Source organism: Actinokineospora baliensis (assembly GCF_016907695.1).
GTDB lineage: Bacteria > Actinomycetota > Actinomycetes > Mycobacteriales > Pseudonocardiaceae > Actinokineospora > Actinokineospora baliensis.
This window is the reverse complement of sequence record NZ_JAFBCK010000001.1, coordinates 995128-1018509: the sequence shown is the minus strand read 5'-3', so window position 1 is coordinate 1018509 and position 23382 is coordinate 995128. Positions and strand designations below refer to the sequence as shown.

At 71.4% G+C, this 23382-nt stretch carries 18 protein-coding genes; 8 read left to right on the top strand and 10 right to left on the bottom strand.

The annotated features are described in order from the left end of the window. Positions 1-71: 71 nt before the first annotated feature. Positions 72-3032, bottom strand: coding sequence for an AfsR/SARP family transcriptional regulator (locus tag JOD54_RS04540; RefSeq protein WP_204449321.1), 2961 nt, complete (start codon positions 3030-3032; stop codon positions 72-74). Between the two features lie 204 nt (positions 3033-3236). Here JOD54_RS04540 and JOD54_RS04535 point away from each other — a divergent pair, with 204 nt between their 5' ends. Genes JOD54_RS04535 through JOD54_RS35455 form a run of 3 tightly spaced genes read left to right on the top strand, consistent with a single transcriptional unit; the run spans position 3237 to position 5672 of the window. After that, on the top strand, positions 3237-4433 hold the full coding sequence (locus tag JOD54_RS04535; protein WP_204449320.1) for a hypothetical protein: 1197 nt from the start codon (positions 3237-3239) through the stop codon (positions 4431-4433). Beyond that, positions 4426-4743, top strand: coding sequence for a hypothetical protein (locus JOD54_RS04530; protein WP_204449319.1), 318 nt, complete (start codon positions 4426-4428; stop codon positions 4741-4743). The genes JOD54_RS04535 and JOD54_RS04530 overlap by 8 nt, the downstream gene beginning before the upstream one ends. Next, on the top strand, positions 4740-5672 hold the full coding sequence (locus tag JOD54_RS35455) for a carbohydrate kinase family protein (protein WP_204449318.1): 933 nt from the start codon (positions 4740-4742) through the stop codon (positions 5670-5672). Before JOD54_RS04530 ends, JOD54_RS35455 begins: the two co-directional genes overlap by 4 nt. Positions 5673-5693: 21 nt before the next feature. Here the strand turns inward: JOD54_RS35455 and JOD54_RS04520 are convergent, their stop codons facing one another. From JOD54_RS04520 to JOD54_RS04510, 3 genes are all read right to left on the bottom strand, one after another. After that, positions 5694-7538, bottom strand: a complete 1845-nt coding sequence (locus tag JOD54_RS04520; RefSeq protein WP_204449317.1) for a tetratricopeptide repeat protein — start codon at positions 7536-7538, stop codon at positions 5694-5696. 544 nt (positions 7539-8082) lie between these two features. Next, complete coding sequence (locus JOD54_RS04515) at positions 8083-8598, bottom strand: OsmC family protein (RefSeq protein ID WP_204449316.1); 516 nt, start codon at positions 8596-8598, stop codon at positions 8083-8085. Between the two features lie 66 nt (positions 8599-8664). After that, positions 8665-12099, bottom strand: coding sequence for an indolepyruvate ferredoxin oxidoreductase family protein (locus JOD54_RS04510; RefSeq protein ID WP_204449315.1), 3435 nt, complete (start codon positions 12097-12099; stop codon positions 8665-8667). Between the two features lie 139 nt (positions 12100-12238). Here JOD54_RS04510 and JOD54_RS04505 point away from each other — a divergent pair, with 139 nt between their 5' ends. Then, a complete protein-coding gene (locus JOD54_RS04505; protein ID WP_307860510.1) occupies positions 12239-12718 on the top strand; it encodes an Lrp/AsnC family transcriptional regulator in 480 nt (159 codons plus the stop codon). 46 nt (positions 12719-12764) lie between these two features. Then, positions 12765-13391 (top strand): hypothetical protein, encoded by a 627-nt coding sequence (locus tag JOD54_RS04500; RefSeq protein ID WP_204449313.1) that lies wholly within the window; start codon positions 12765-12767, stop codon positions 13389-13391. Position 13392: 1 nt separating this feature from the next. On the opposite strand, the gene JOD54_RS04495 is transcribed toward JOD54_RS04500, so the two are convergent. The 4 genes from JOD54_RS04495 to JOD54_RS04480 are packed head-to-tail and all read right to left on the bottom strand — an operon-like array spanning position 13393 to position 15982. After that, complete coding sequence (locus JOD54_RS04495; RefSeq protein ID WP_204449312.1) at positions 13393-14739, bottom strand: HAMP domain-containing sensor histidine kinase; 1347 nt, start codon at positions 14737-14739, stop codon at positions 13393-13395. Beyond that, positions 14736-15422 carry a response regulator transcription factor gene (locus JOD54_RS04490; protein WP_204449311.1) on the bottom strand — a complete coding sequence of 229 codons (687 nt, stop codon included), beginning with the start codon at positions 15420-15422 and terminating at the stop codon, positions 14736-14738. The genes JOD54_RS04495 and JOD54_RS04490 overlap by 4 nt, the downstream gene beginning before the upstream one ends. A gap of 12 nt (positions 15423-15434) precedes the next feature. Then, positions 15435-15596, bottom strand: a complete 162-nt coding sequence (locus tag JOD54_RS04485) for a hypothetical protein (protein ID WP_204449310.1) — start codon at positions 15594-15596, stop codon at positions 15435-15437. Beyond that, a complete protein-coding gene (locus JOD54_RS04480) occupies positions 15596-15982 on the bottom strand; it encodes a hypothetical protein (RefSeq protein WP_204449309.1) in 387 nt (128 codons plus the stop codon). Before JOD54_RS04480 ends, JOD54_RS04485 begins: the two co-directional genes overlap by 1 nt. A 1394-nt stretch (positions 15983-17376) precedes the next feature. On the opposite strand from JOD54_RS04480, the gene JOD54_RS04475 reads away from it, so the two are divergent. Further along, complete coding sequence (locus JOD54_RS04475; protein ID WP_204449308.1) at positions 17377-18564, top strand: MFS transporter; 1188 nt, start codon at positions 17377-17379, stop codon at positions 18562-18564. On the opposite strand, the gene JOD54_RS04470 is transcribed toward JOD54_RS04475, so the two are convergent. Together JOD54_RS04470 and JOD54_RS04465 are read right to left on the bottom strand one after the other, a co-directional pair. Beyond that, positions 18481-19065: a DUF5134 domain-containing protein gene (locus JOD54_RS04470; protein ID WP_204449307.1), complete on the bottom strand. Its 585-nt coding sequence runs from the start codon at positions 19063-19065 to the stop codon at positions 18481-18483. The genes JOD54_RS04475 and JOD54_RS04470 overlap by 84 nt on opposite strands. 13 nt (positions 19066-19078) lie before the next feature. After that, a complete protein-coding gene (locus tag JOD54_RS04465) occupies positions 19079-19303 on the bottom strand; it encodes a hypothetical protein (protein ID WP_204449306.1) in 225 nt (74 codons plus the stop codon). A gap of 275 nt (positions 19304-19578) precedes the next feature. Between JOD54_RS04465 and JOD54_RS04460 the strand changes: the two genes are divergently transcribed. Both JOD54_RS04460 and JOD54_RS04455 read left to right on the top strand, forming a co-directional pair. Then, entirely contained in the window at positions 19579-20850 is a 1272-nt protein-coding gene (locus JOD54_RS04460; protein WP_307859832.1) for a GlnX family signal transduction membrane protein, read from the top strand. Further along, the gene (locus tag JOD54_RS04455) at positions 20847-21836 is read left to right on the top strand and encodes a glutamate ABC transporter substrate-binding protein (protein ID WP_204449304.1); all 990 of its coding nucleotides are present in this window, start codon (positions 20847-20849) and stop codon (positions 21834-21836) included. Before JOD54_RS04460 ends, JOD54_RS04455 begins: the two co-directional genes overlap by 4 nt. The last annotated feature ends 1546 nt before the right edge of the window (positions 21837-23382 follow it).

Below are 23382 nucleotides of genomic sequence, written 5' to 3'. Positions count from 1 at the left end.
GACCTGTTCGCTGGTCTCCAGCAGATCTGTGAGTTCGTGCGGAGTGGCTGGGTCGACATGAGCTACGTGCGCTAGTCCCCCTGCCGCAGGGGGCGGGTCGGCTCGGCCGTGTCCTCCAGCGGCTCGGCCGAGCGCTGGTTCGGAACCGGTAGTCCCGCTCGGGCCCTGGCCGCCCGGACCCATCCGCCGACTTTCTCCGCCCGCTTGGGATCGGCGGCGACGAGCAGACCCGCGCACTCCCGCCACGCCGCTGCGGCGCGGGCATGCGCCCCGGCGGCGCTGTGCGCCCTGCCGAGGATCTCCAAAGCGTCCGCACGACCCAGGTCGTCGCCGAGGTCGAAGTAGATCCCGGCGGCGGCCTCCGCCTCGATCGCGCCCTCGCCGTCGAGCTCCAGCCGCGCTTCGGCGAGCACGCGAAACGCGGCTGCGGTGCCTGCCCGGTCCATCACCTGTTGATGCATGCCCAGCGCCGCTTCCCCGTAGGTGATCGCCGTGGTGAACTCGTCGGTCGCCACGTGCAGCGCGGCCAGTGCGGTCAACGCGACCGCCGCGCCGCCGGTGTCGTTGATCTCCCTGGCCAGCACTATCGCCTGGTGATAGTGCGACAGCGCCGCGCGGTGGTTCGACATCCTCGTGTGCAGGTCGCCGAGGCGGCGGTGGACGTTGGCGATCGCCCACTGGTTGCCGTCCCCGGGCTCCAACAGCGCGAGGCTGCGCTGGTACAGCTGGACCGCGGCGGCGTACTGCTCGTTCTTCATCTGAACGGTCGCCAAGTTGTGCAGGCACACCGCTTGGCCGTACACGTGCCCGATCGAGCTGAACAGCGCCAACGCCCGCTGGTACCACCTGGCAGCTTCAAGGTCGTTGTGCAGGATCTCGTGCACCCGCCCGACGTTGTTGAGGCTGCCTGCCTGCCCCTCCACATCGCCCACCGCTTCTGCCGCCACGGCACCGAGTTCGGCCGCCTCCAAGGCGTCGCGCGGGTACCCCAGTCTGCGGATCGGTTCGTAGACCGCTGCCGATAGCCGCCACAGCCGGGAGTTGAGTCCCAACCGCTTGGCGAGGCGGATCGCCTCCATCAGGTTGGCCCGCTCCGTCGCGAACCAGTGCAGGGCGGACTCCGCGCTGGCGAACTCCGCCGCTTCGACGGGTTCGTCGACGGGTGGGACCGGGATGTCGTTGCCGCCGGGGACGGCCTTGTCGCGCGCGGCCAACGCGGAGAGCAGGTACCAGTCGACCACCCGCCGCTCGGCCCGTGCCACCCGCGCACCCAGGTGGGCGGCCCGCTCGGCGGCGAACGCGTGCAGCAGGTCGTGCATCCGGTACCGGTCGGTTCCCGCCGGGTCCACCAGGTGCGCGCCGAGCAGACCGTCCAACGCCTGCTCGGTCGCGGGCCCGATGGCTGCCATCGCCGCCGCCGCCCCGCCGCTGAACTCGGGTAGCGGGTGCGCGCCGAGGAGGTCGAACAGCTCCCGTTCCCGCTCGCTGAGTTCGGCGACCGACCAGGTGAACGCCGACCGCAACGTGGTCCCGTTGGCCGATCCGTGTCCATCGGCGTCGAGGATCCGGCGCGCTTCGCCGAGCTGGTCGGCCAAGTCGCGCAACGGGATCGACGGCCGGATCGCGACGAGGTGGGCGACGATCATCAGGGCCAGCGGTAGTCCGCCGGTCAGCGTGGCCAGCCGTCGGGCGGCAGCGGGGTCTTCCCGCACCCGGGTGCCGATCCGGGCCTCGAGCAGGTCGAGCTGGTGTTGTCCGGACAGCGGTCCGACCGTGATCAGGTAGGCGTTGTCCGACAGCGCGAGGCTGGTGAGCGCGCGTCTGCTGGAGATGACGACCCGGCACCGGGTCGTCGCTTCGAGCAGCGGTCGGGCGTGCTCCGCGTCGCCGACGTTGTCCAGCACCAGGAGCAAGCGCTTGCCGGTGACCTCGCTGCGGAGCCTGCCCGTCAGCTCGCCCCGGTCGCCGGGGATGTCCTCCTTGGGCACGCCGAGGCTGAGCAGGAAGTCGGCCATCACCGCGGCGGCGTCCATCGGAGCCGAGTGCCGCGAGAAGCCCTGGAGGTCCTTGAACAGCACGCCGTCGGGGAACCGGTCCATCCTGGTGCGCACCCAGTGCACCAGGAGCCCGGTCTTGCCGATCGCCGGGGGGCCGTCGACCGCCACGAGCGCGTCGTCGCGGCCGGTGGCCTCGTCCAGCAACCGGAGCAGGTCCGCGCGGCCGGTGTAGTACGGGGTGTCCCTGGGCAGTTCGGCGAGAGCCGGTGCGGGCGGCGGACCGGCGTCCGCCGCTGGTTCTTCGTTGGCCGCCAACTCCTCGTAGAGCTGCCCGAAGCCCGGGCTCGGCGCGGTGTTCAGCTCCGTGCGCAGCCGACGGGTGAAGGTGCGGTGGAAGTCCGGGATGTCGCGCTGCAGACCGCCCGCGTGCAAGGCCCGCATCCACTGCCCGGCAAGCGTGTCGTCGTGCGGGTAGTCCGCCAGGACGTCGCGCAGTTCGCGCAGGACGTACTCGTGCCCGCCGGAGAGCAGCTTCGCCTCGAACAGCGCGCGGTAGGCGGGGACGAGGTCGCGGGTGATCAACTGGTCGCGCATCCGCCGCGCGCACGAGGTGTTCGCGCTGCCGAGGGGGTGGCCGTCGCGCCACAGCGTCACCGCTTGTTCGAGGTGCTCGGCCGCCTGGGCGTGATCGCCTTTAGCGGTCGACCGGTTGCCTTTCTCGACCAGTGCGCGGAATCTGTGGTAGTCGACGCGGTTGGGGTCGAGCTCGATTGAGCAGCCGTTCTGGGATGTCCTTAGTTTGACATCTTCGAAGGTCCGCTCGACGATCCCCTTCACGCGGGAGAGGTATACCTGCAGCGTCTTGTGCGGTTTCGGCGGCCCGCCGTCGTCCCACAGGTACTCGATCATGACCTCGCGGCTGACCACCCTGTTGGCGTTGACCAGCAACAGTTCGAGCAGTCCGCGCGGCTTGCGGTGGGTGCCGGTCCAGAGTCGGCCGTGCAGCCGGATGGGGCCGAGGATGCGGATTTCCACCGGCGTTTCCCCCTGGGCGGTCGGAGGGCTGGTGAACGTCGAGTGTGACGTGGATGTGATCGGCGTCGCACCGCCCCGTGGCGGCGTTATCTAATCGTTACTCTGCCTGTTCCGTGGTTTGCAGGCGGACTGCAAGTGAACTGTTCGCGGCCTGCTCCACCGTGGTCGGGCAGGTTCCTTGTCCGCGAAGGGGTGGGGGGAAGGATGGACGCAGCTGAATGGGCTGCTGTGCCGGTGGGGATCGATGCGCAGCGCTGGCGGACCGTGTGCACCAGTCGCACGGTGTTGGTCGTGGTGCACACCGTGGTCTCGGCGCAGCGGTTGCTCGACGTGGTGGGGTTGGTCGAATCCGACCCGAGGGTGCAGGTGCTCTACACGTGCGCGCCGGACGTGTTCGGTGCCGGGGTCCAGCGGGTGCTCGCCGAGGCGGGGGCGTTCGAGATCCCTTGGGTGCGGGCGGTTCGCGAGCGGTTCGACCTAGTTGTTGCCGCTGCTCATGGCGGTCTCGAGCGGCTGCACGGACCGCTGGTCGTGTTGCCGCACGGGGCCGCGTACGGGAAGCGGTCGGCGGCGGGCGGGCCGGTCTACGGGCTCGACGCGGCGCGGTTGGTCAAGGACGGGCGGGTTCTGCCGTCGGTGTTGGTGTTGTCGCACGAGCGGCAACGGGAAGTGCTGGCCGACCAGTGCCCGGAGGCGCTGTCGGCCGCGTTGGTCGCTGGAGACCCGTGCTACGACCGGATGCTCGCCAGCGCGCACCTGCGCGAGCGGTACCGCCGGGCCCTGGGCGTGCGCCGGGACCGCCGGTTGGTCCTGGTCGCCTCCACCTGGGGCGCCGGGTCGTTGGTGGAGAAGGAGTTCTCGCTGTACGCCAGGTTGCTGCGCGAACTCGACCCGAGGCGGTACCGGGTCGCCGCGACGGTGCACCCGGCCGTGTGGTCCGGGCACGGGCTGCGCCAAGTGCGGTCGTGGCTTGGGCATTCGGTCGCGCGCGGTTTGCTGCTGGTCGAACCCGAACGGGATTGGCGTCCGCTGGTGATCGCCGCGGACCAGGTGATCGCCGACCACGGCTCGACCGGGGTGTACGCGGCGGCGACAGGCATACCGGTGCTCACCACCGGTTCGCCCGCCGAGCGCCTCGACCCGGCTTCTCCGCAGGCGCTGCTGGCCGGGTCGGCGCCACGGTGGGACGCCGCGCGAAGCGCGGAAAGCCAGTTCCACCAGGCGGACCCGCAGTTGGGAGCGGCGGTCGCCGAGCGGCTCACCTCCCGACCGCGCGGCGCGCACCGGGTGCTGCGTGAGCGGCTCTACGAGTTGCTCGAGCTGCGGATCGAGGGCAGGCACCGCAAGCCGGAACCGATCGAGGTCCCAGACCGCCCCGCCGAGTGGAGGCGCCATGCCTAGCTGCTGCGACGACGTCGTGCTCGTGCACTGGGCGGACGCGGACCGGGGTGCTCGGCAGAGCGCCGATGCCCTGCTCGCCGAGCACGACGACCAGGCCGAGGGACTGCGGTGGGTGTCGCGGACCCTCGGCGAGTTCCCGGGGTGCACCGTGGCGGCGACCAGGGACCCGGGTGGGCGTTGGCTCGTGTCGACGCTGAAACTCCACAACGGACGCCCTTTGTGGATGTTCCTGCGCGGGTCGGTCGACAAGGCCACGGCCGCGGGCGCCGTCCGGTTGCTGTGCTCCTTGGCCGCGGAGGTGGGCGGGTGAAACCCCGAATAGTCGTCGCGGGCGTGGTCAACATCGCCGCGTCCTGCCTGGTCCCGGCCTTCCCGGTGCCGCTGATCTCCAGCAGGCGGTTGCCCAACGGGCTGCACGTCCAGGTCTCCGGCAGCGGGTACAACGTCGCCACGACCGCGGCGTCGCTCGGCTCCGAGGTCGAGTTCGCCACCTACGTCGGCACCGACCTGCTCGGTCTCGCCGTCGCACAGGGGCTGCGCGACCAGGGCCTCTACGGCCCCGGGGTCCAGGTGTGCGCCGAGCAGCCGATGGCGATGGTCCTGTTCGACGAGGCGGGCACCCGCTCGAGCACCAGCGACCTGCAGGACACGCCGCGGTTGAGCTACCCGGCCGAGGTGTTCGCCGGTCTGCTCGGCGCGCGCTGCGACCTGGCGGTGCTGTGCAACATCGCCTTCACCAAGCCGCTGGTCCCGATCGCGGTCGAACGGCGCGTGCCGTTCATCACCGACCTCCACGTGGTGGACACTGTGGACAGTCGGTACAACCGGGAGTGGATGGCCGCGGCGCACGTGCTGGTGTGCTCGCACGAGTCCCTGCCGGTCGAGCCGCTGGCCTGGGTCGAGGAGATGTGGAAGGCGCACCGCACCCCGGTCGTCATCGTCGGGTGCGGCGCGGACGGGGCTGTGGTCGGTGTCCGCGAGCAGCGGCGGGTCTGGCAGGTGGCACCGGTGACCCCGCGCGGGGTCCGCTACCAGAGCGGCGCGGGTGACACCCTCGTCGGTTCCTTCGCCCACCACTACTCGAGCTCCGGTGACGCGGTGGCCGCTGTGCGCGCCGCGGTGCTCAGCGCGGGGTGGGCCGTCGGTGCTGAGCCGGGTTCGGTTCAGGCACCGGATGCCGTGGTCCAGGAAGAGCTCGTCGCGATGGTCGGCCTACCCGCGGTGCGCAGACTCCGGTGATGAGGTCTGGCCCCGTTCTGATCAGGACGGGGCCAGACCCGGGCCACCGAGGATCTCCGCCGCGCGGTCGACGTGCCGTTGCGCCACCACCTGATCACCGCCGTGCCGAGCCCAGTCGGCCAGTGCGCGATGGGTTCTGGCCACTTCGTGGTGTGCCTTGTGTCGTTCGAACACCGCGAGTGCCTTTCGCATCAGATTCTCGGCTTCTGCGGGCGACCCCAGCGCCAGCCGGGCTCTGCCGAGCTCGCGGTCGGCGCGTGCGATGTTGTACTCGTCGGGCTGTTCCCGGAAGATCTCCCGAGCTGCCTCGATGTGCTCCGTCGCGTCTTGCGCGTTCCCGGCGTCGACCTCGTTGGTGCCAAGGCTGAGCAACAGCAGCGCTCTAGTCCATGGTCGCGCGGTGCCGGGCAGTAGTTCCAGCGCGGTGCGGAAATCGGCGACTGCCACGTCGTGCGCGCCACGGGTTTGGTGCAGCAGCCCAAGGCTCTTGTGCGCGCTGGCGACTTGGGCCGGGATCTGCCGTTCGACGGCGTCCGCGAGGGTTGCCCGGATCTCACGCTCGGCGCTCTCGTACTGCCCGATCTCGATGAACAGCCGCGCCAGGTGCTTGCGCATCGAGGCTTCACGACCGGGCTGATCCGACACCGCCGCCGCGCGTTTGCCGAGCTCGCACACCTCGATGGCGGCCATGAACTGCTTGTTCAGCACGAACAGCGGCTGCAGGGCGTGCGCGAGCAGGTACGCCGGTTCGTGCCAGCCCTGGTCGAGGCTCGTCCGGATCACCTGCACGACGTCACCGTGCACCCGTTCCAGCCAGTCGAGCGCCTCCGCCGCACCCGCCAACCGCGGCGGGAGTTCGACACTGACCTCGCTCGACCACGGCTGCACCGGCCGCGCGGGCATCAGCGTGTGGCTCACCTCGCGGATCGTTGCCACGTACCAGTCGACGATGCGCCGCAACACCGCGGTCGCGTCGCCGTTGTGCTGGGTTGCCAGGGCCTTGGCGTGCACGTGGACGAGGCTGTGCGCCCGGTACCACCCCTCGTCGAACTCCTCGACCAGACCGGCGTCGACGAGTGACTCCAGGGCCTCGGCCGCGTCTTCGACATCGGCGGACAGACCTGTCGCCAGCAGTTCGGGCACCACGAGGGCCCCCGGGCTCAGGCCGATCGCGCGATAGGCGGTCTTGCTCTCGTCGGCCAGGTCCTCATAAGCGAGGTCGAAGGTCGCGCGCACCGAGTAGTCCTCCTCCACAGAGAGCACGTCGAGCCTGCGGTGCTCGTCGCGCAGCCGCTCCACCAACCAACCGAGGGACCGCCGTGGTCGGGCTGTCACCAGGGCGGCCACCACGCACAGCGCCAGTGGCAGGCCGCCGCACATGCGGGTCAGCAGGGCCGCGTTCTCCGGCTCGGCGTCGACCCGTGCCTGGCCCGTGTAGGACGCGAGCAGTCGCAGCCCGCCCGCCTTCGGCAAGGGGTCCACCCGCACAGGAACCGCCCCGGTGGCGACCAGCCCGAGCAGTTGTCGTCTGCTGGTGGCCACCACGACGCTGCCGGGCGAGGCCGGGATCAGCACCTTGGCCTGAGCGGCGGAGGCCACGTTGTCGAGCAGTACCGCCAGTCGCGCTTTCGCGGTCAGCGAGCGGTAGAGCGTGGTGCGCTCGGCGAGGCTCGTCGGGATCGCTTCCTTGGCCACGCCCAGCGCGCGCAGGAACCGGCCGAGCACGTCCTCCGCGGGCACCGGTTTGCCGGTGGGGAGGGTCAGTTCGGCGAACAGTTGCCCGTCCGGGTGGCTGGCGCTGATCTTCGCCAGCCAGAACAGCGCCAGCGCCGTCTTGCCGACACCGCCGACTCCGCGCAGCACCACGACTTTCGGGGCTGTCGGCGGGTGGGTATCCACAGCGTTGTCGAGTTCTGACAATTCTCGGGGGCGTTCGACAAAGTGCGGGGGCGGTGGGTGCAATTGCCGAGGAATGATCGGATGTGCCGGGGGCGCGGCACCGAAGTACACATTGCCGTGGATGTGTCCCGCTTGGACGGTGGGGCCGCTCACCGGGCCTGCGATGGTGTTCTCGTTCACCGCCGCCGTGGGCTGGTGCTGCTCTGGTCCCGTCCGCCCCATCGAGCCCCCCGCCGGCTGTCAGGTCTTTCACCCGAGCGTACTGCAGCTGATCACAGCGGGTGGGGATTCAAGGTGATGTTCACCCTAGCGCTGAGAATGTGACGAAGGGCGCCCGGTATGAACTGACTGGCCGAAATTCACTCAGGTGAGTGCCTGCTTCCTTTGGGCCATTCAGCCCCCATCCGGGTCGCCTGCGCGCACGCGCGCACACGCTCGGTTCGGTTCGCGCGGAAGGTGATCAATGATACAGCCGCCCCGAACTGCCGGGGCGGCCGCACCACTGCGTTTGTCAGGCGAGTTCGACGGTCACTGGGATGGCGGCGCCGAGGGTGTGGCCGACCGGGGAGGAGGCGGTGACCTTGTGGTGCAGGGCCTCCAGGTCGGCGGCCGGGGCGGGGGAGGTGATGTGGACTTTGGCCGTGATGGAGTCGAAGCCCGCGTGGCCCTCGGCGAGGCCTAGGAACACGTGCAGGTCGATGTCGCCGCGGAGGTCTATGGACAGGGAGGTGAGGGGGATTCCGGCGACGGTGGCGTTGGCGGCGTAGCCGACGGCCAGGCAATTGCCCAGGGCGGCAAGGAGTTGTTCCACCGGGTTGGGGGCGGTGTCGGTGCCGCCGAGGGCGGGGGGTTCGTCGGAGTGGGTTTCGGGGAAGGCGCGGATGCGGGCGGTGGACTGGAAGCCGCCCTGCCAGCGGACGTGGGCGGACCAGGTGGTCTTGGCCTTCGCCCGGTCCTGGCCGATCGCGGCGACCAGGGCGCCGACCGCTTCGATGTTGACGTCGTTGAGCCGGGTTTCCACCGTCATCTTCGCTCCCGTGGTTGAGGGGCTCCAGATTCCGGCGGTGGAAATCCCGGCGCAACAGCTACCGCGCTATGAGACGGCGGGCCGTCCGGTTGACACCGCGTCGCCCAGGCGGGGGAGCAATTCGGCGAGCTTTTCGCGATAAAGCTCCACGTTCGCCAATTTGATCTCCTCGTACCCGCGCACCACGTCGGGCAGTTCGGCGATCCGCACCGCCACCTCGTACTGGTCCACAGCGGACACCAGCCGGGGCACGAGCGACTCGTACTCGGTGACCAGGTCCCGCTCGACCTTGCGCAGGTGCGCCCGGCCGAACGGGTCGAGCGCCGTGCCGCGCAGGCCGCGCATCGCGCGCAGCACCGCGAACGCCGGACCGGCCGTGCGCTTCAAGGTGATCTTGCGGCGCATGCCCATGGCCCGCAGCACCGGCGGGTGCAGGGCGTAGCCGATCTGGGTGCCCTCGCCGAACTCGGCCTCGACCTCGGCGCGCGCGGCCAGGTGCAGCCGGGCGACCTCGTACTCGTCCTTGTAGGCCATCAGCTTGAACAGGTTCCGCGCGACCGCCTCCGACAGCGTGCCCGGCAGCCCCGCCGCCCGCTCCGCGTCGGCGACCTGCCGCACGACGGCGAGGTAGCGGCGGGCGTAGGTCTCGTTCTGGTAGGCCACGAGCTCCGGCAGCCGGATGTCCAGGAGCCTGCGCAGCTCACCGGTGAAGCCCTCCGCCAGCGGCGACGGCACCACCTCCGGGGCGGTCGTCCCGTCGATCCAGGTCGGGTCGAGCACCGCCTTGCGGCCCGCGCGGAACGCCTGCACCGTGGTCGCCACGCCGACGCCGTTGAGCTCGATGGCCTTCTCGATCGCCTCGGCCGACAGCGGCAGCACGCCGAGCTGGTAGGCCGCGCCGATCACCAGGAAGTTCGTCGCCGCCGTGCTGCCGAACAGGCGCTCGGCCAGGTCTAGGGCGTCGAACGCGCGCAGCTCCTTGGTCCGTGCGGCGATCTTGGGCACGAGGTCGCCGGGGAAGGCCACCGTGTGGTCGACGACCATCCGGCCGGTCGGCACCTGCGCGGTCGACACCACCGCCACCGTCCGGCCCTCGCCGCAGCGGGACAGGTTGGGCTCGGTCGTGGCGGCCAGCGGGTCGAACACCAGGTACCCGTCGGCGGCACCGGCGGGCACCAGGCCCGGGAGCTCGTCGCGCTCCGGGGAGATCCGCAGGTGCGACACGACCGCGCCCGCCTTCTGGCTCAGCCCGGTCTGGTCCAGCGCCCGTGCGTCGAGCCCGCTGATCAGCGCGGCCGTGGCGAGGACCTGGTTCGCGGTGACCACGCCGGTCCCGCCGATGCCGACCATCACCAGTGCGGCCGCGGTGGGCTTCGCGGCGGGCTCGGGCAGGTCCGCGGGCAGCTCGGTGCGGTCGATCTTCTTCGTCTTCCCGGAGCCGGGCACGACCGTCATGAACGACGGGCAGTCGCCGAGCAGGCAGGAGTAGTCCTTGTTGCACGAGGTCTGGTCGATCTGGGTCTTGCGGCCGAACTCGGTCTCCACCGGCTCGACGCTGAGGCAGTTGGACTTGCGGCCGCAGTCGCCGCAGCCCTCGCAGACGGCCTCGTTGATGTGCACCCGGGTCACCGGGTCGACCGCCTTGCCGCGCTTGCGCTTGCGCCGCTTCTCCGCCGCGCACTCCTGGTCGTAGAGGATCACCGTCACGCCCTCGGTGTCGCGCAGCTCCCGCTGGACGTCGTCGAGGTCGTCGCGGTGGCGGATCCGCACGCCGGGCGCCCAGGTGGTGCCGCGCGGGTACTTGCCCGGCTGGTCGGTGACCACGACGACCTTGGCGACGCCCTCGGCGTGCAGCATCCGGGTCACCGAGGCCGGGTCGACCGACCCGTCCGCGTGCTGGCCGCCGGTCATCGCCACGGCCGCGTTGTAGAGCAGCTTGAACGTGATGTTGGTGCCCGCGGCCACCGCCTGGCGCACGGCGAGGCTGCCGGAGTGGAAGAAGGTCCCGTCGCCCAGGTTCTGGAAGAAGTGCGGGGTGTCGGTGAACCGCGCGGCCCCCACCCAGCTGACGCCCTCGCCGCCCATCTGGGTGAAGCCGACGCTGCGGTCCATGAACGTGGTCAGCGCGTGGCAGCCGATGCCCGCCCCGGCCAGCGAGCCGTCCGGGATCTCCGTCGACCGGTTGTGCGGGCACCCCGAGCAGAAGAACGGGGTGCGGTTGACCATCGGCAACGCGATCCGCGGCCTGCTGGGGCGCTCCGGCAGCCGGACGTGTTCACGGCCGAGCCGCTCGGCGAGCAGCGGCCCGAGGACGGTCACCAGCCGGTCGGCCTCCAGCGCGCCCGTCACCGGGACGAGTGACTTCCCGTCCGGTCCGAGCTTGCCGTAGACCCGCGGCCGCACGGCCCGGTCGAACAGGGCCTCCTTGACCAGGGTCTCGATGAACGCGCGCTTGTCCTCGACCACGACGACCTCGTCGAGGCCGTCGGCGAACCGGCCGATCAGCTCCTGGTCGAGCGGGTAGGCCATGCCCAGCCGCAGCAGCCGGACGCCGCGGCGGTCCAGTTCGGACTCGGTCAGCCCCATCCGGCCGAGCGCGTCGCGCAGGCAGGCGTAGGTGTGCCCGGACGCGATGATCCCCAGCCGCGCCTCGCGGGTCGCGCCCTCGATCCGGTTCAGCCCGTTCGCGGTGCCGAAGGCGACCGCGGCGGCGAGCCTGCCCTCCAGCACCTCGCGCTCGAGCGCCAGCGCCTCCGGGATGCCGACGCCCGCCTTGAAGGTCGGCTTCCACGGCCGCCCGTCCCACTCGAACTCCGGTACGACGATCTCGGGCACCACACCGAGGTCGACCACCTCGTAGGCGTCGCCGATGGCCGTGACCACGGTGAACGCCGTCCAGGCGCCGCTGAACCGGGACATCTCGATGCCGAAGCGGCCCAGCCGCAGCACGTCGGCCACGTCGACCGGCGCCAGCACCGGCATGTACGACTCGGCCAGCGCCATGGTCGAGTTCGACGGCAGCGACGACGACTTGCTGGCCGGGTCGTCCCCGGCCACCACCAGCACCCCGCCCTTGGGGGTGGTGCCCATCCAGGTGCCGTGCTTGAACGCGTCGACCGACCGGTCCACCCCGGGCGCCTTGCCGTACCAGAGGCCGAAGACGCCCTCGAAGCGCGACCCGGGCAGCTGCGGCGCCAGTTGGGAGCCGTAGACGACCGTCGCGCCCAGCTCCTCGTTGACCCCGGGGATGAACTCGATGTCGTGCGCGGCGAGCAGCTTGGCGTTGCGCTCGAGCACCAGGTCCAGCCCGGCCAGCGGTGACCCGCGGTAGCCCGACACCAGCCCGGCGGTCTTCCAGCCGCGGGCCTGGTCGGCCCGGTGCTGGTCGAGCAGCAGCTTGCCCAGCGCCTGGACCCCGGTGAGGGCGCCGCGGCCGCTGTCGCGGCTGACCACGTCAGCCGGTCGGTAGTTGGCTGCCAGCTCCGGTACCACAGCCGTCATCGCGTCCACACCTCTTCCGTGCGCCCTGCGCGCCTTCTGACTAGAAGACGGCTCTCTATGAGCGCTGTGCAAGACTCAGTGTTCAGGATTGCGCGGATCGCTCAAAATCGACTCCCTCGACCGTGGAAGGTTGCGCATCGTGGGCATGGTCAACCGGCTCGACCTGCGGGTCATCCGCGAGCTCGTCGCGAACCCGCGGGTGGGCATCACCGAGCTGGCCGAGCGGCTGGGCATCGCGCGCAACACCGCGCACGCCAGGGTGGGTCGGCTGGAGCGCCAGGGCGTGGTCGGCCCGCGCGGCCGGGCGGTGGACTACACACAGCTCGGCGTCGAGGTGACCGCGTTCGTCACCGTCCAGGTCGCCCAGGGCAGGCTCGTCACCGCGATCGAGGACCTGACGGCGGTGCCCTACGTGCTGGAGGCGCACGGCATCGCTGGTGACGGTGACCTGCTGGTGCGGGTGGTCGCGCGCAACACCAGGCACCTGCACGAGGTGATCAACGCGGTGCTGTCCTGCCGGGGGGTCATCCGCAGCACCACCGCGGTCGCGATGACCGAGCAGATCCCGTTCCGGGTCGCCCCGCTGCTGGACGCGGTGGAAACCTCGCTCGCCGAGTGAGTTCGCGTTGCGCCTGTGTCGCGTTTGGTCACATCCGGGTATCGGGTTGTTCGACAACGGCGCCGTTCACCGAGCGGTTGCAGTAGGTTCCCGTGCCAAGCTCGGCGAAGGGAATCCGCCTGTGGACCGACTCCTGCTTGCGGCCTTCAGTTTTCCTGCTGTCGTTTTCACGTTCCTGTTGGTCGTCGTCGCGGGGTACTGGGTGCTCGTCGCGCTCGGGGTGTCCACTGTGGAGTCTGTGGGGGCCGCCGACCCGGAAGCCTTCGGCCTGGGGCGGGTTCCGCTGAGCCTGGCGCTGTCGCTGGTGACCTGCCTGGCGTGGGCGGCGAGCATGGCGGGCGATTTGCTGCTCGGTTCCACGGCGCCGTCGCGGTTGGTTCCGGGTGCGCTCGTGCTCGTTTTCGCGGTGGTCATCTCGCTTATCGGAACTCGATTCACGATTCCGCTGCTGAACAAACTGCTACCGGCGCGGTTGGACCTCGTCGGAACGGATTGCGTGGTGCGCACCGGCCGGGTCGACGACCATTTCGGCGCGGCCGAGGCGACCACCTCCGACGGCCGCACGGTGATCGTCCAGGTCCGCCAGGCGGGCGAGCGCCCGCTGCGCACCGGCGCCCGCGCCCGCATCCAGGAGTACGACCGCCGCGGCGGCTTCTTCTGGATCGCCGGCTGACCTACCCCGTCGGCAGCCGGACGGTGAACGCGGCGCCGCCCTCAGCCGCCGGACCCGCCGAGATCGTGCCGTTCATCCTGGTCACCAGCCCGTGGACCAGGGCGAGACCGATCCCCGTGCCGACCGGGCGGCTGCCCGCGTAGCGCGCGTTGAGCACCCCCCGCTCGAAGGCCACCGCGTACTCCTCCTGCGCCAGCCCCGGACCGCCGTCGCGCACCTGGAGCACAGCCTGACCTGGGAGGACGCCGAGCGACAGCACGATCGGGCGCCCCGCCGGGGTCACCCGCAGCGCGTTCTCGGCCAGCCCGTCGACCACCTGCCGTAGCCGCCGCGGGTCGGCGGCGGTCAGCACCGGGCCGGGCGGGGACTCGACGGTGAAGCGGACCCCGGCCGCGGCGCAGCGCGCCAACCAGACCCGGGCGGACTCGGCGACCAGCGCGGTCAGGTCCACCTGGACCAGGTCCAGCCGGAAGTCGTCGGCGCCGAGGCGGGCCAGGTCGAGCAGGTCGCTGACCAGCCGGTCCAGCCGGTCGGCCTCCTGCTCGATGGTGCGGCCCGCGCCCACCACCGCGTCCCCGGTCACCACCCCGTCGGCCAGGGACTCGGCGAACCCCTTCACCGCGGTCAGCGGCGTGCGCAGCTCGTGCGACACCGACAGCAGGAACTCCCGCTGCCGCGACTCGCTGCGCTGCAGGGCGTCGGACAGGTCGTTCACCGCCGCCGCCACCTCGGCGACCTCGCGCGGCCCCTCGACCGGTGCCCGCAGGTCACGGCGGCCGTGGGTCATCGAGTAGGCGACGGCCGCGGTCCTGGTCAGCGGGCGGGCCAGCAGCCGGGCCAGGAACAACCCGGCGACCGCGGCGACCAGCAGACCGATCCCGAGCGCGACGACGATGTTGCGGATCAGCTTGCGCCCGGTGCCCTTGGCCGTCTCCGCCTCCCGCACCAGCGCGATCGCCCCGCGCGCGTCGGCGGGCCGCAACTCCACCAGCAGTGTCCTGCTGCCCACCTCGACGGTCTTGTGCTGCGGCTCGGTCACCCCGAGCAGCCCGGCCTCGCGCGCCGCCTTCTCGGCGGTCGCGTCCCCGGTCACGACCGTCCCGTTCGGCCGCGCCTGCACCACGGCCACGCCCTGGCCGTTGAGCACCTCGACCATCCGGCGCAGGCCGATGCGGTTGTCGGCGAACTGGCTGACGAACACATCGGCCTGGTCGGACAGGGTCTGCTGGGTCACCCCGGTGGCCGTGGAGACCACCAGCCGCGCCGAGATCAGGCCGCCGACCACCGCCACCACGCCCGCCACCGCGAGGCACAGCGCGGTGACGCGGACCGCGAGCGTGCCCCTCACCCGCGGTCCGCCGCGTAGCCGACCCCGCGCACCGTCCGGATCGGACTCTCCGACCCGAGCTTCGCCCGCAGCTGCGCGATGTGCACGTCCACCGTCCGCGTCCCGGCGGCGGCCGCGTACCCCCACACCGCGCTGAGCAGCTGCGCCCGCTCGAACACCTGCCCCGGCCTGCGCATGAGGTGGGCGAGCAGGTCGAACTCGGTGGTGGTCAGCACGACCTCCACGTCCCCGCTCCACACCCGCCGCTGCCCGGTGTCGAGCCGGGTCCCGCCCGCCCGCAGCACCTCGCCCCCGCCGGGTCCGTTCGCCCGCCGCAGCACGGTCCGCACCCGCGCCACCAGCTCGCGCGGGCTGAACGGCTTGGTGATGTAGTCGTCGGCCCCCAACTCCAGCCCGAGCACCCGGTCCACCTCGTCGTCGCGAGCCGTCACGAACAACACGGGCGTCCAGTCGTCGCCCGCCCGCATCCGGCGGCACACCTCGACCCCGTCGATCCCCGGCAACCCGATGTCGAGCACCACGGCCACCGGCTTGAGCCGCCGGGTGGCCGCCAGCGCCCCCGCCCCCTCGGTCTCCACGTGCACCCCGAACCCGTCGCGGCGCAGGTACAGGCTGACCAGCTCGGCGATGGCCCGGTCGTCCTCGACGACCAGCACCAGCCCGCGGCCGGGATCGGGAGTCATGGGCGCACCGTACTAGTCCCCGGCCAACTCGGACTCGACGTTGTCCAGTGTGGACTCGATGCTGCCCAGCTCCTGCTCGACAGAACCGCCGTTGCTCGGAGCGGGCGTACTACCGGTGTCCTGGCACGCCGCACAAGCGAGCAGGAGGGCGACGGCCGCGAGGGCGCGGCGCATCACTTGGTACCGCAGTACTTGGACTTGAAGTCCTCGGCCCGCTGCTTGGCCTTGGTCAGCTGATCGATCTTGCCCGCGCGGCGGTCGGCGCGCTCGCGCAGGAGGTTGGCGGAGGTCTCGCGACCCGCTGCTTGCTCCTTGTCGGCGCGTGCCCGCAGCCAGGCAGCGGATCCCTTGACGTCGGCGGAGCCGTTGATGCGGTCGATGAGCTTGGTGGTGCGCTGCTCGATGCGGGGGATGCGTTTGGTGCAGATGTTGGTGACTTGTTCGGGGGAGAGGGTGATGGTGACGGGCGTACTGGGCTGGGCGGCTGCTGCGCCTGCGGTCGCTACGCCTGCTGTTGCTGCGGCGAGGGTGATGGTGAGGGCGGTGATGATCTTTCGCACTGGTCCTCCTTGGGTGATGTGGAGGAGTGTGGTGGGGGTGGGTAAAGGGGGGTGGGGGTGGGAGGTTCGGGTTGTGTAAGGGGGTTGTCCACAAGGTGCTCGGTTGTCCACAGGGCCGTCTTTCGCTCTCGCTCTGTCTGCGCGCCTCGGTAGGGTGGAAGACGGGGGCTGCTGGGTTAGATGATCTTCGGCTCGTCGCTTCGCGCCTTGCATCGGGTCTTCGGCTCGCCTTCGGCATTGCGCTGGATCCGCGATTTTCGAGCTTTGCTCGATGTGGTGGACCTGTTTTGCGTGGGGCCCCTACGACAGCCGTGGCAGGACCGCAAAGCTGGGGCCGAAAAGCGTGGCCCTGTCCGCGCAGGAACGCTACGACTGCCGCTCCCCCACACAAAACAGGTCCACCCCATCGAGCAGTTGGCACCAGCGGCTTCCGAGTGTCCAGTGGTCGGCAATGCCGTCGGAGTCGGGTGGCTGAGTTGGCGGGGCTGACCCGGCGGGGCTGACCTGGCACCAGCGACTTCCGAGTGTCCAGTGGTCGAGTTGGCGGGGCTGACTCGGTGGGCTGGGTTTGGGTGGACTGGCTCGGTGGGTTGAGGTGGCACCGGCGGCTTCCGGGGAGCGGTGGTCAGGCTGGCGGGGCTGGCTCGGCGGGCCGAGTTTGAGTGGGCTGGCACCGGTGGCTTCTGGGAGGGGTGGCTGGGTTGGCGGGGCTGTCTCGGGTGGCCGGGTTGGCACCAGCGGTTTCTGGGAGGGGTGGCTGGGTTGGCGGGGCTGTCTCGGGTGGCCGGGTTGGCACCAGCGGTTTCTGGGAGGGGTGGCTGGGTTGGCGGGGCTGTCTCGGGTGGCCGGGTTGGCACCAGCGGTTTCTGGGAGGGGTGGCTGGGTTGGCGGGGCTGTCTCGGGTGGCCGGGTTGGCACCAGCGGTTTCTGGGAGGGGTGGCTGGGTTGGCGGGGCTGTCTCGGGTGGCCGGGTTGGCACCAGCGGATTCCGGGAGCGGTGGTCGGGCTGGGTGGGTTGGCTCGGTGGGTTGGGGTGGCACCAGCGGTTTCGGGGAGCGGTGGTCGGGCTGGGTGGGCTGGCCCGGCGGGTTGGGTTGGGCGGGCTGGCTCGGGGGCTGGGTTGGCGCCAGCGACTTCCGAGTGTCCAGTGGCTGGGTTGGGTGGTCGGGGTAGGGGTGTTGGGTTGGCGCGCCTGCTTCTGGGAGCGGTGGTCGAGTTGGCGGGGCTGACTCGGGGGGCTGGGTTGGGAAGCTCGGTGGGGTGGCACCGGAGCTTCTGGGAGCGGTGGCTGGGTTGGGTGGGTCGGCTCGGGGTCTCCCGGACGGCGGTGCTGCTGGTTTTGGCTGGTCAAGGGGGGCGTTGACGAAGGGAGGGAGGGGAATGAGGATGAGGGGATGAGGTCTCGGTGGTGGGTGGTGGGGGCGTTTGCGGGGTTGGGGGTTGCCACCCAGGTGAGTTGGTTGGGGTATGCGGCGATCACCACCGAGTCGGCCCGGTATTTCGGGGTGGGGGAGGGGGCTGTTGGGTGGTTGGCCAATGTGTTCCCGTTGTTGTTCGTCGCCTTGGCTGTGCCCGCTGGGGTTGCGCTTGATCGGTTTCTGCGGCCAACGCTCGCGGTGGGGGCGTTGTTGATCGCGGCTGGTGGGATTGTTCGGGTATTGGCCGATTCGTATTGGGGGGCGTTCACGGGGCAGGGGTTGGCGGCGGTGGCGCAGCCGGTTCTTGCGGGGGCTATTACGCGGGTGGCGGCTGCTTATCTCGCGCCGGAGGAGCGGCCGTTGGGGATTGCGGTGGGGGCGGGGGGTACGTACGTCGGGATGATTTTGGCTATTGGGATTGGGACGGCTGTGCCGGGGGATGTGCCGGTGGTGGTGGGGATCGGGGCGGGGATCTCGGTGGTGACGGCCGTTGCGGGGGTGGTCGCGGTGGGGGTGGCGCCGGGGTACGGGCGGGGGGTGGCGGTGTCGCCGTTGGGAGTGTGGCGGGAGCCGGGGGTGGTAAGGCTTTCGGCGGTGGTCTTCCTCGGGATGGGGATCTTCGTCGCGCTCGCCACGTGGCTTGAGCCGCTGCTGGCACCGCGGGGGATCGGCGCGGACACGTCGGGGTTGCTGTTGCTGGCGATGCTGGTCGCCGGGGTGGGTGGTTGTGTGGTCGTGCCGCCGTGGGCCGCGCGGAGGCGGGTCGAGCCGCGCGTGCTGCAGTCGACGGGGCTGGTCATCGCGGTCGTGTGCCTGGCGCTGGGCTTGTTCCCCTCGGCGACCGGGTTCGTGGTCAGTCCGCTGCTGGGGTTCATGTTGCTGTCCGCGCTCCCCGTCGCGCTGGCGATGGTGGAGCGGCGGGACCCGGACAAGGCGGGGCCGGTCACGTCGCTGGTGTGGTTGGCGGGCAACGCGGGTGGGCTGGTCGTGTCGCTCGCCGTCGGGTGGTTGCTGGGGGCGCCCCTGCTCGCCTTCGGACTCCTCGCGGTGCTCGGCCTGGCTGCTGCCTGGCTGGCCCGGCTACAGCATCACGAAGATCAGGTACCCGGTCCCGGCCGCCATGACCAGTTGGCAGGCGGCGGCGAGGCGGCTGTCCGCGAGTAGGCCCGAACCCCGGGCGCCGCGCACGACCTGGGGTCCGAAACGGACTGTCTGGAGCGCGAAGAAGGCGACGAACGCCCACCCCAGCACGGGCAGCACGGCCTCCCCGGTGTGCGGACCGGTCCACGGCGTCGACATGGAGTGCGCCGTGTGGGGGACCGCCAACAGCATGTAGAGCATGCCCAGCCCGGCGGCCGCGTGCTGCCAGTCAGGGCCGTGCCACCCGATCGCCTGGCGTCCACCCCGCACGAGCGCCGCACCGAGGAACCACCCGGTCACCAGGGTGAACACTGCCACCCACCCCGCGGCTGGCAGCGGCCCGCCGACCGGCGAGCACATCACCGCCATACCCGTCGCGGTGGCCGCGTGCGCGAGGTCCACCGCGCGGTGCCCGCCGGTGTAATCGGGCGAACCCGAGCGCGCGGCGGCGCAGAGGCGGGCGACGCTGTACCCGGCGATCGCGAGGAACGCCGCGGTGAGCACCCAGCCGACCCATGCCGCCACCGTGCCCGACTGCCTACCCGCCCACCAGCACCTGGTCGAGCACGCCGTTCTTGACGTCGTCGACGAGGTCGCTGAGTTGGCCGAGGCTCATCTGGATGCGCTGGCCGAAGTCGTCGGTGATCACCACGCGGCGTTCCTCCGGCGCGTCCGGGTCGATCCACAGTTCGGGGCAGCCGCAGTTGCACTGCCCGCAGAACGTCGCGATGTGCTTCATGCTGTGCTCAGTGTCGCCGTTCATACCAGCCACGGTCCCACCGGGGCGGGCGGCTATCCAGACAGCAACCGAGCGACTACGCCGCGCACAAGTGGGACCCGTCGGTGACCGGCTGTGTCCGCGGGCCCGGCGCCCCCGGTCGCCGACATCGGCGGACTTGGTGGCTGCGGGCAAACCACTCCACTAAGTTCAGGTCCGAGCGACGACCGGAGCGGAAGGCGGCGGGACGTGCGGTTGGGTGGTACCCCGTGGTGACGGCCGCGCCACAGCGGCCTGCCGGTCCGTCCCCCCTCGGGCGGGTGACCCGGTCGGCGACCACCACGCCCGGCCGGTTGTCGGTCGTGGCGGTGGCGTTGTTGCTGCTCACGGCGATCACCGGCATCGTGGCCGCGCTGACCGCCCAGGCCAAGCGCGACACCCTCGACGACCTCGTCGCCCACCGCGAGCCGCTGGCCACCGCGGCGCAGCAGATCTTCCGGTCCCTCTCGGACGCCGACGCGACCGCGGCGAGCGCGTTCCTCTCCGGCGGCGTCGAGCCCGCGTCCTTGCGCACCCGTTACGAGTTCGACATCTCACAGGCCGGGACCGCGCTGGGCAAGGCGTCCTCCGACGTCGGCGGTGACCCGTTGGCCGCGGCGCAGGTCGAGGTGCTCTCGCAGCAGTTGCCGGTGTACGCGGGGCTGATCGAGACCGCGCGCGCCAACAACCGCCAGGGCTACCCGGCTGGCGCGGCGTACCTGCGCGAGGCGTCCGGGCTGATGCGCTCGAAGCTGCTGCCCGCCGCGGAGAAGCTGTACGAGATCAACTACGACCGGCTCCAGCGCGAGCAGGAGTCGGCCAGGTCGGTGCCGTGGGAGCCCGTCGCGCTGCTCGTGCTGCTGCTGGTGGCCCTGGTCGCCACCCAGCGCTACCTCACCCGCAAGACCAACCGGCTGCTCAACGTCGGACTGGTCGCCGCGACGGCCGCGGTGGTGGTCGCGCTCATCTGGGGCGTGGTGGCGATGCTGGTGCTCGCCAGCCACGTCGGCGACGCCGAGCGCAACGGCGCGCAGCAGGTCGACGTGCTGGTCCAGGCCAGGATCAACTCGCTCAAGTGCCGTGCGGACGAGACGCTGACCCTGGTCGCGCGCGGCGACGGCCCCGGCTACGAGCAGGAGTGGCAGCAGTTGGCCGCCACCATCACCGGCGACGGCGGCACGAACCTGCTGCGCCAGGCCAAGGACCTCGCCTCGAGCGACGCGATGGCCGGGGAGGTGCAGCTCGCCGTGCAGAACGCCGAGGAGTGGGCGGCCGCGCACCGCAAGATCCGCGAGCTCGACGACGGCGGGCAGTACGAGGAGGCGGTGAAGGTGGCCATCGGCGACGCGCCCGACAGCGCCGCCGCCGCGTTCGGCAAGCTCGACAAGAACCTGATCACCGCGCTCAACGCCGGGCGCGACGAGTTCTTCACCCAGACGACCAAGGCGGGCAACGCGCTGACCGGCCTGGTGCCCGGGATCGCCGTGCTCGCGATCATCGCGGCGGCCGGGATCACCCTCGGCATCCGGGAACGCTTGCGGGAGTACCGATGAGACGCCCTGCCGTGCGGGGTGTGCTGCTCACCCTGGTGCTCGCCGTCGCAGCCACCGCCTGCTCGTCGGCAGGCAGGCCAGTCGACCTGGCCATCGTGTCCAGTGTGGACCGTCCACAACCTGTCGGTGTCGAGGTGAACCCGACCACCACGACCGGTGCGGCCACCCAGGTCCCGCCGTGCGACCCGACCGCGAGCCTGCGGCCGGCGAACAACCTGCCGCAGCCGGGCAACATGCCCACCGGGTCGACCATGCGCGCCATCCTCGACCGCGGGCGGCTGATCGCGGGCGTCGACCAGAACACGTTCCTGTTCGGGTTCCGCAACCCCACCAGCAACGCGCTGGAGGGCTTCGACATCGACCGGGTCCGCGACGTCGCCGCCGCCATCTTCGGCGACCCGAACAAGGTGCAGTACAAGGTGATCACCTCGGCCGAGCGCATCGACGCGCTCAAGAACGGCGAGGTCGACATCGTGGTCCGGACCATGACCGCCACCTGCGGGCGCTGGGTCGACATCAACTTCTCCGCCACCTACTACGTGGCCGGGCAGCGGGTGCTGGTCGACCGGGCCTCGCAGATCACCGGCATCGACCAGCTGGGCGGCAAACGGGTCTGCGCGACCAAGGGCTCCACCTCGATCGCCCGGCTGCGCGAATCGCCCGCACCGCCGGAGATCGTCGCGGTCGACAACTGGTCGGACTGCCTGGTGATGCTGCAGCAGGCCCAGGTCGCCGCGGTGTCCACGGACGACACCATCCTGGCCGGGATGGTCGCCCAGGACCCGAACGTGAAGATGGTCGGCCCCCGGTTCACCGAGGAGCCCTACGGCATCGGCATCCCCAAGCAGTACGAGGACATGGTGCGGTTCGTGAACGGCGTGCTGGAGCGCTCGATCACCAACGGCTCCTGGGTGGCCAGCTACAACAAGTGGCTGGCGCAGGCAGGCGAGCGCGCCGCGCCGCCAGTGGTCAAGTACCGGGACTGAGCGGGAGTGCCCCCGATGACGCACAGGACACCGCCGGGTGAGCCGACCCCGAAACCGGCCCGCTGGAACTTCGACCCCCCGAGCGACCCCACCCCCCTGGACGACCCCGCACCCCCGACCCAGGTCCTGCGGCCGTCGCCGCCGCCCACCGCGGTGTGGCAGGTACCCGCGGAGCAGGTCGCCACCGGCGACCCGGTGCCGCTGACCGAGTCGACACCTGCTGAACCGCAGCAGCCCGTGGTGCCGCAGGACCCCGAGCCCGCTCGATCCGAGTCGCCTGCGGCACCGGCGTTGCCTGAACAACAGACACCCGACCCCCAGTCCGCCGACGTCCCGCCTGCAGAGGATCACGAGCCTGCGCCGCAGGACCCGGAGCCCGGCTCGCAGACCGACGTGCCGCAGCACCATGAGCCCGCGCCCCCGGAGGCAGCGCAGCAAGGGGCGGAGCCCGGATCGCAGGTTGGTGAGTCGGAGCATGGCGAGCCGTCGCCGGCTGCTGGGGCGCACGATGATCCTGTCCCGCCTGCGCGGCAGCGGTCGGAGTCGAGTTCGCAGCCTGGCGACCGGTGGCATGGCGAGCCGTCGGCGCATCACGCGTCTGTGCCGTCGGCGGCGGCGCGGCAAGAGGCTGAGTCGGAGTCTGGCGAGTGGCGGCACGGTGAGCCGTCGCCGTTGGCTGGGGTGTCGCAGCAGCTGGCCCCAGCGCACCACGAGTCCGTGCCGTCGGAGCCGGGCTCGCAGTTTGGTGTGTCGCGGCATGGTGAGCCTTCGCCGCTGGCTGGGGGGCACCGCGAGCCTGTCCCGTCGGAGGCGGTGGGGCAGCGGTCGGAGCCGGGCTCGCAGTCTGGCGAGCGGCAGCATGGCGAGCCTGCGCCATTGGCTGAGGTGTCGCGGCCGGTGGCTGGGGCGCAGCAGTCTGGTGCCGGGTCGCACTCCGCTGAGGGGCAGTCCGCTGCCCCGCCGCACGACGGGCCCATGCAACTGCAACCGCTCGTGCCGCCCCAGTTGGAGTCCACATCGCAGCGCCACGAGTCTGGGCCGCAGAACCCAGATCCCGTGCCGCCCGCCGCGCCGAGCCCGGCCGAGCCCAGTCCGCGGTCTCAGTTCACGCCACAGCCGCATGACTCCGTGGCGCAGCGGCTCGAGCCCGACGCCCAGCCGGAAACCCCGCCGCAGGTTCCGCCGCCCGCCCTGGAGCAGCGCGGGTCGGTTTCGCAGCGTTTCGCACGCCCCGCCGATCAGGTGCCGCCTCTGGAGCGTGGCCGGGTGGGGAGAGGGGCGCCGCCGCCGGAGAACTCGCAGCCGTGGCGTCCGCAGCCCGCTCCCCGGCCTCGTGGGCCGCAGAGGTCTCAGCCACCTCAACCCGGCCCGTACCCGGCTCAGTCCGGCACCGGGCCGCAGCGCCGTCCGGCCGGGCGGCACGCTGCTCCCGGGCAGTCCAGCGGGCCGCACCCGTTCGCCCCCAACGGTCGCCAGTCCAGTGGGCCGCACCCCTTCCCGCCGCAGCCCGGTGTGCGGTCGGGCCCGCTCCCGGTGCCGCCCGGTC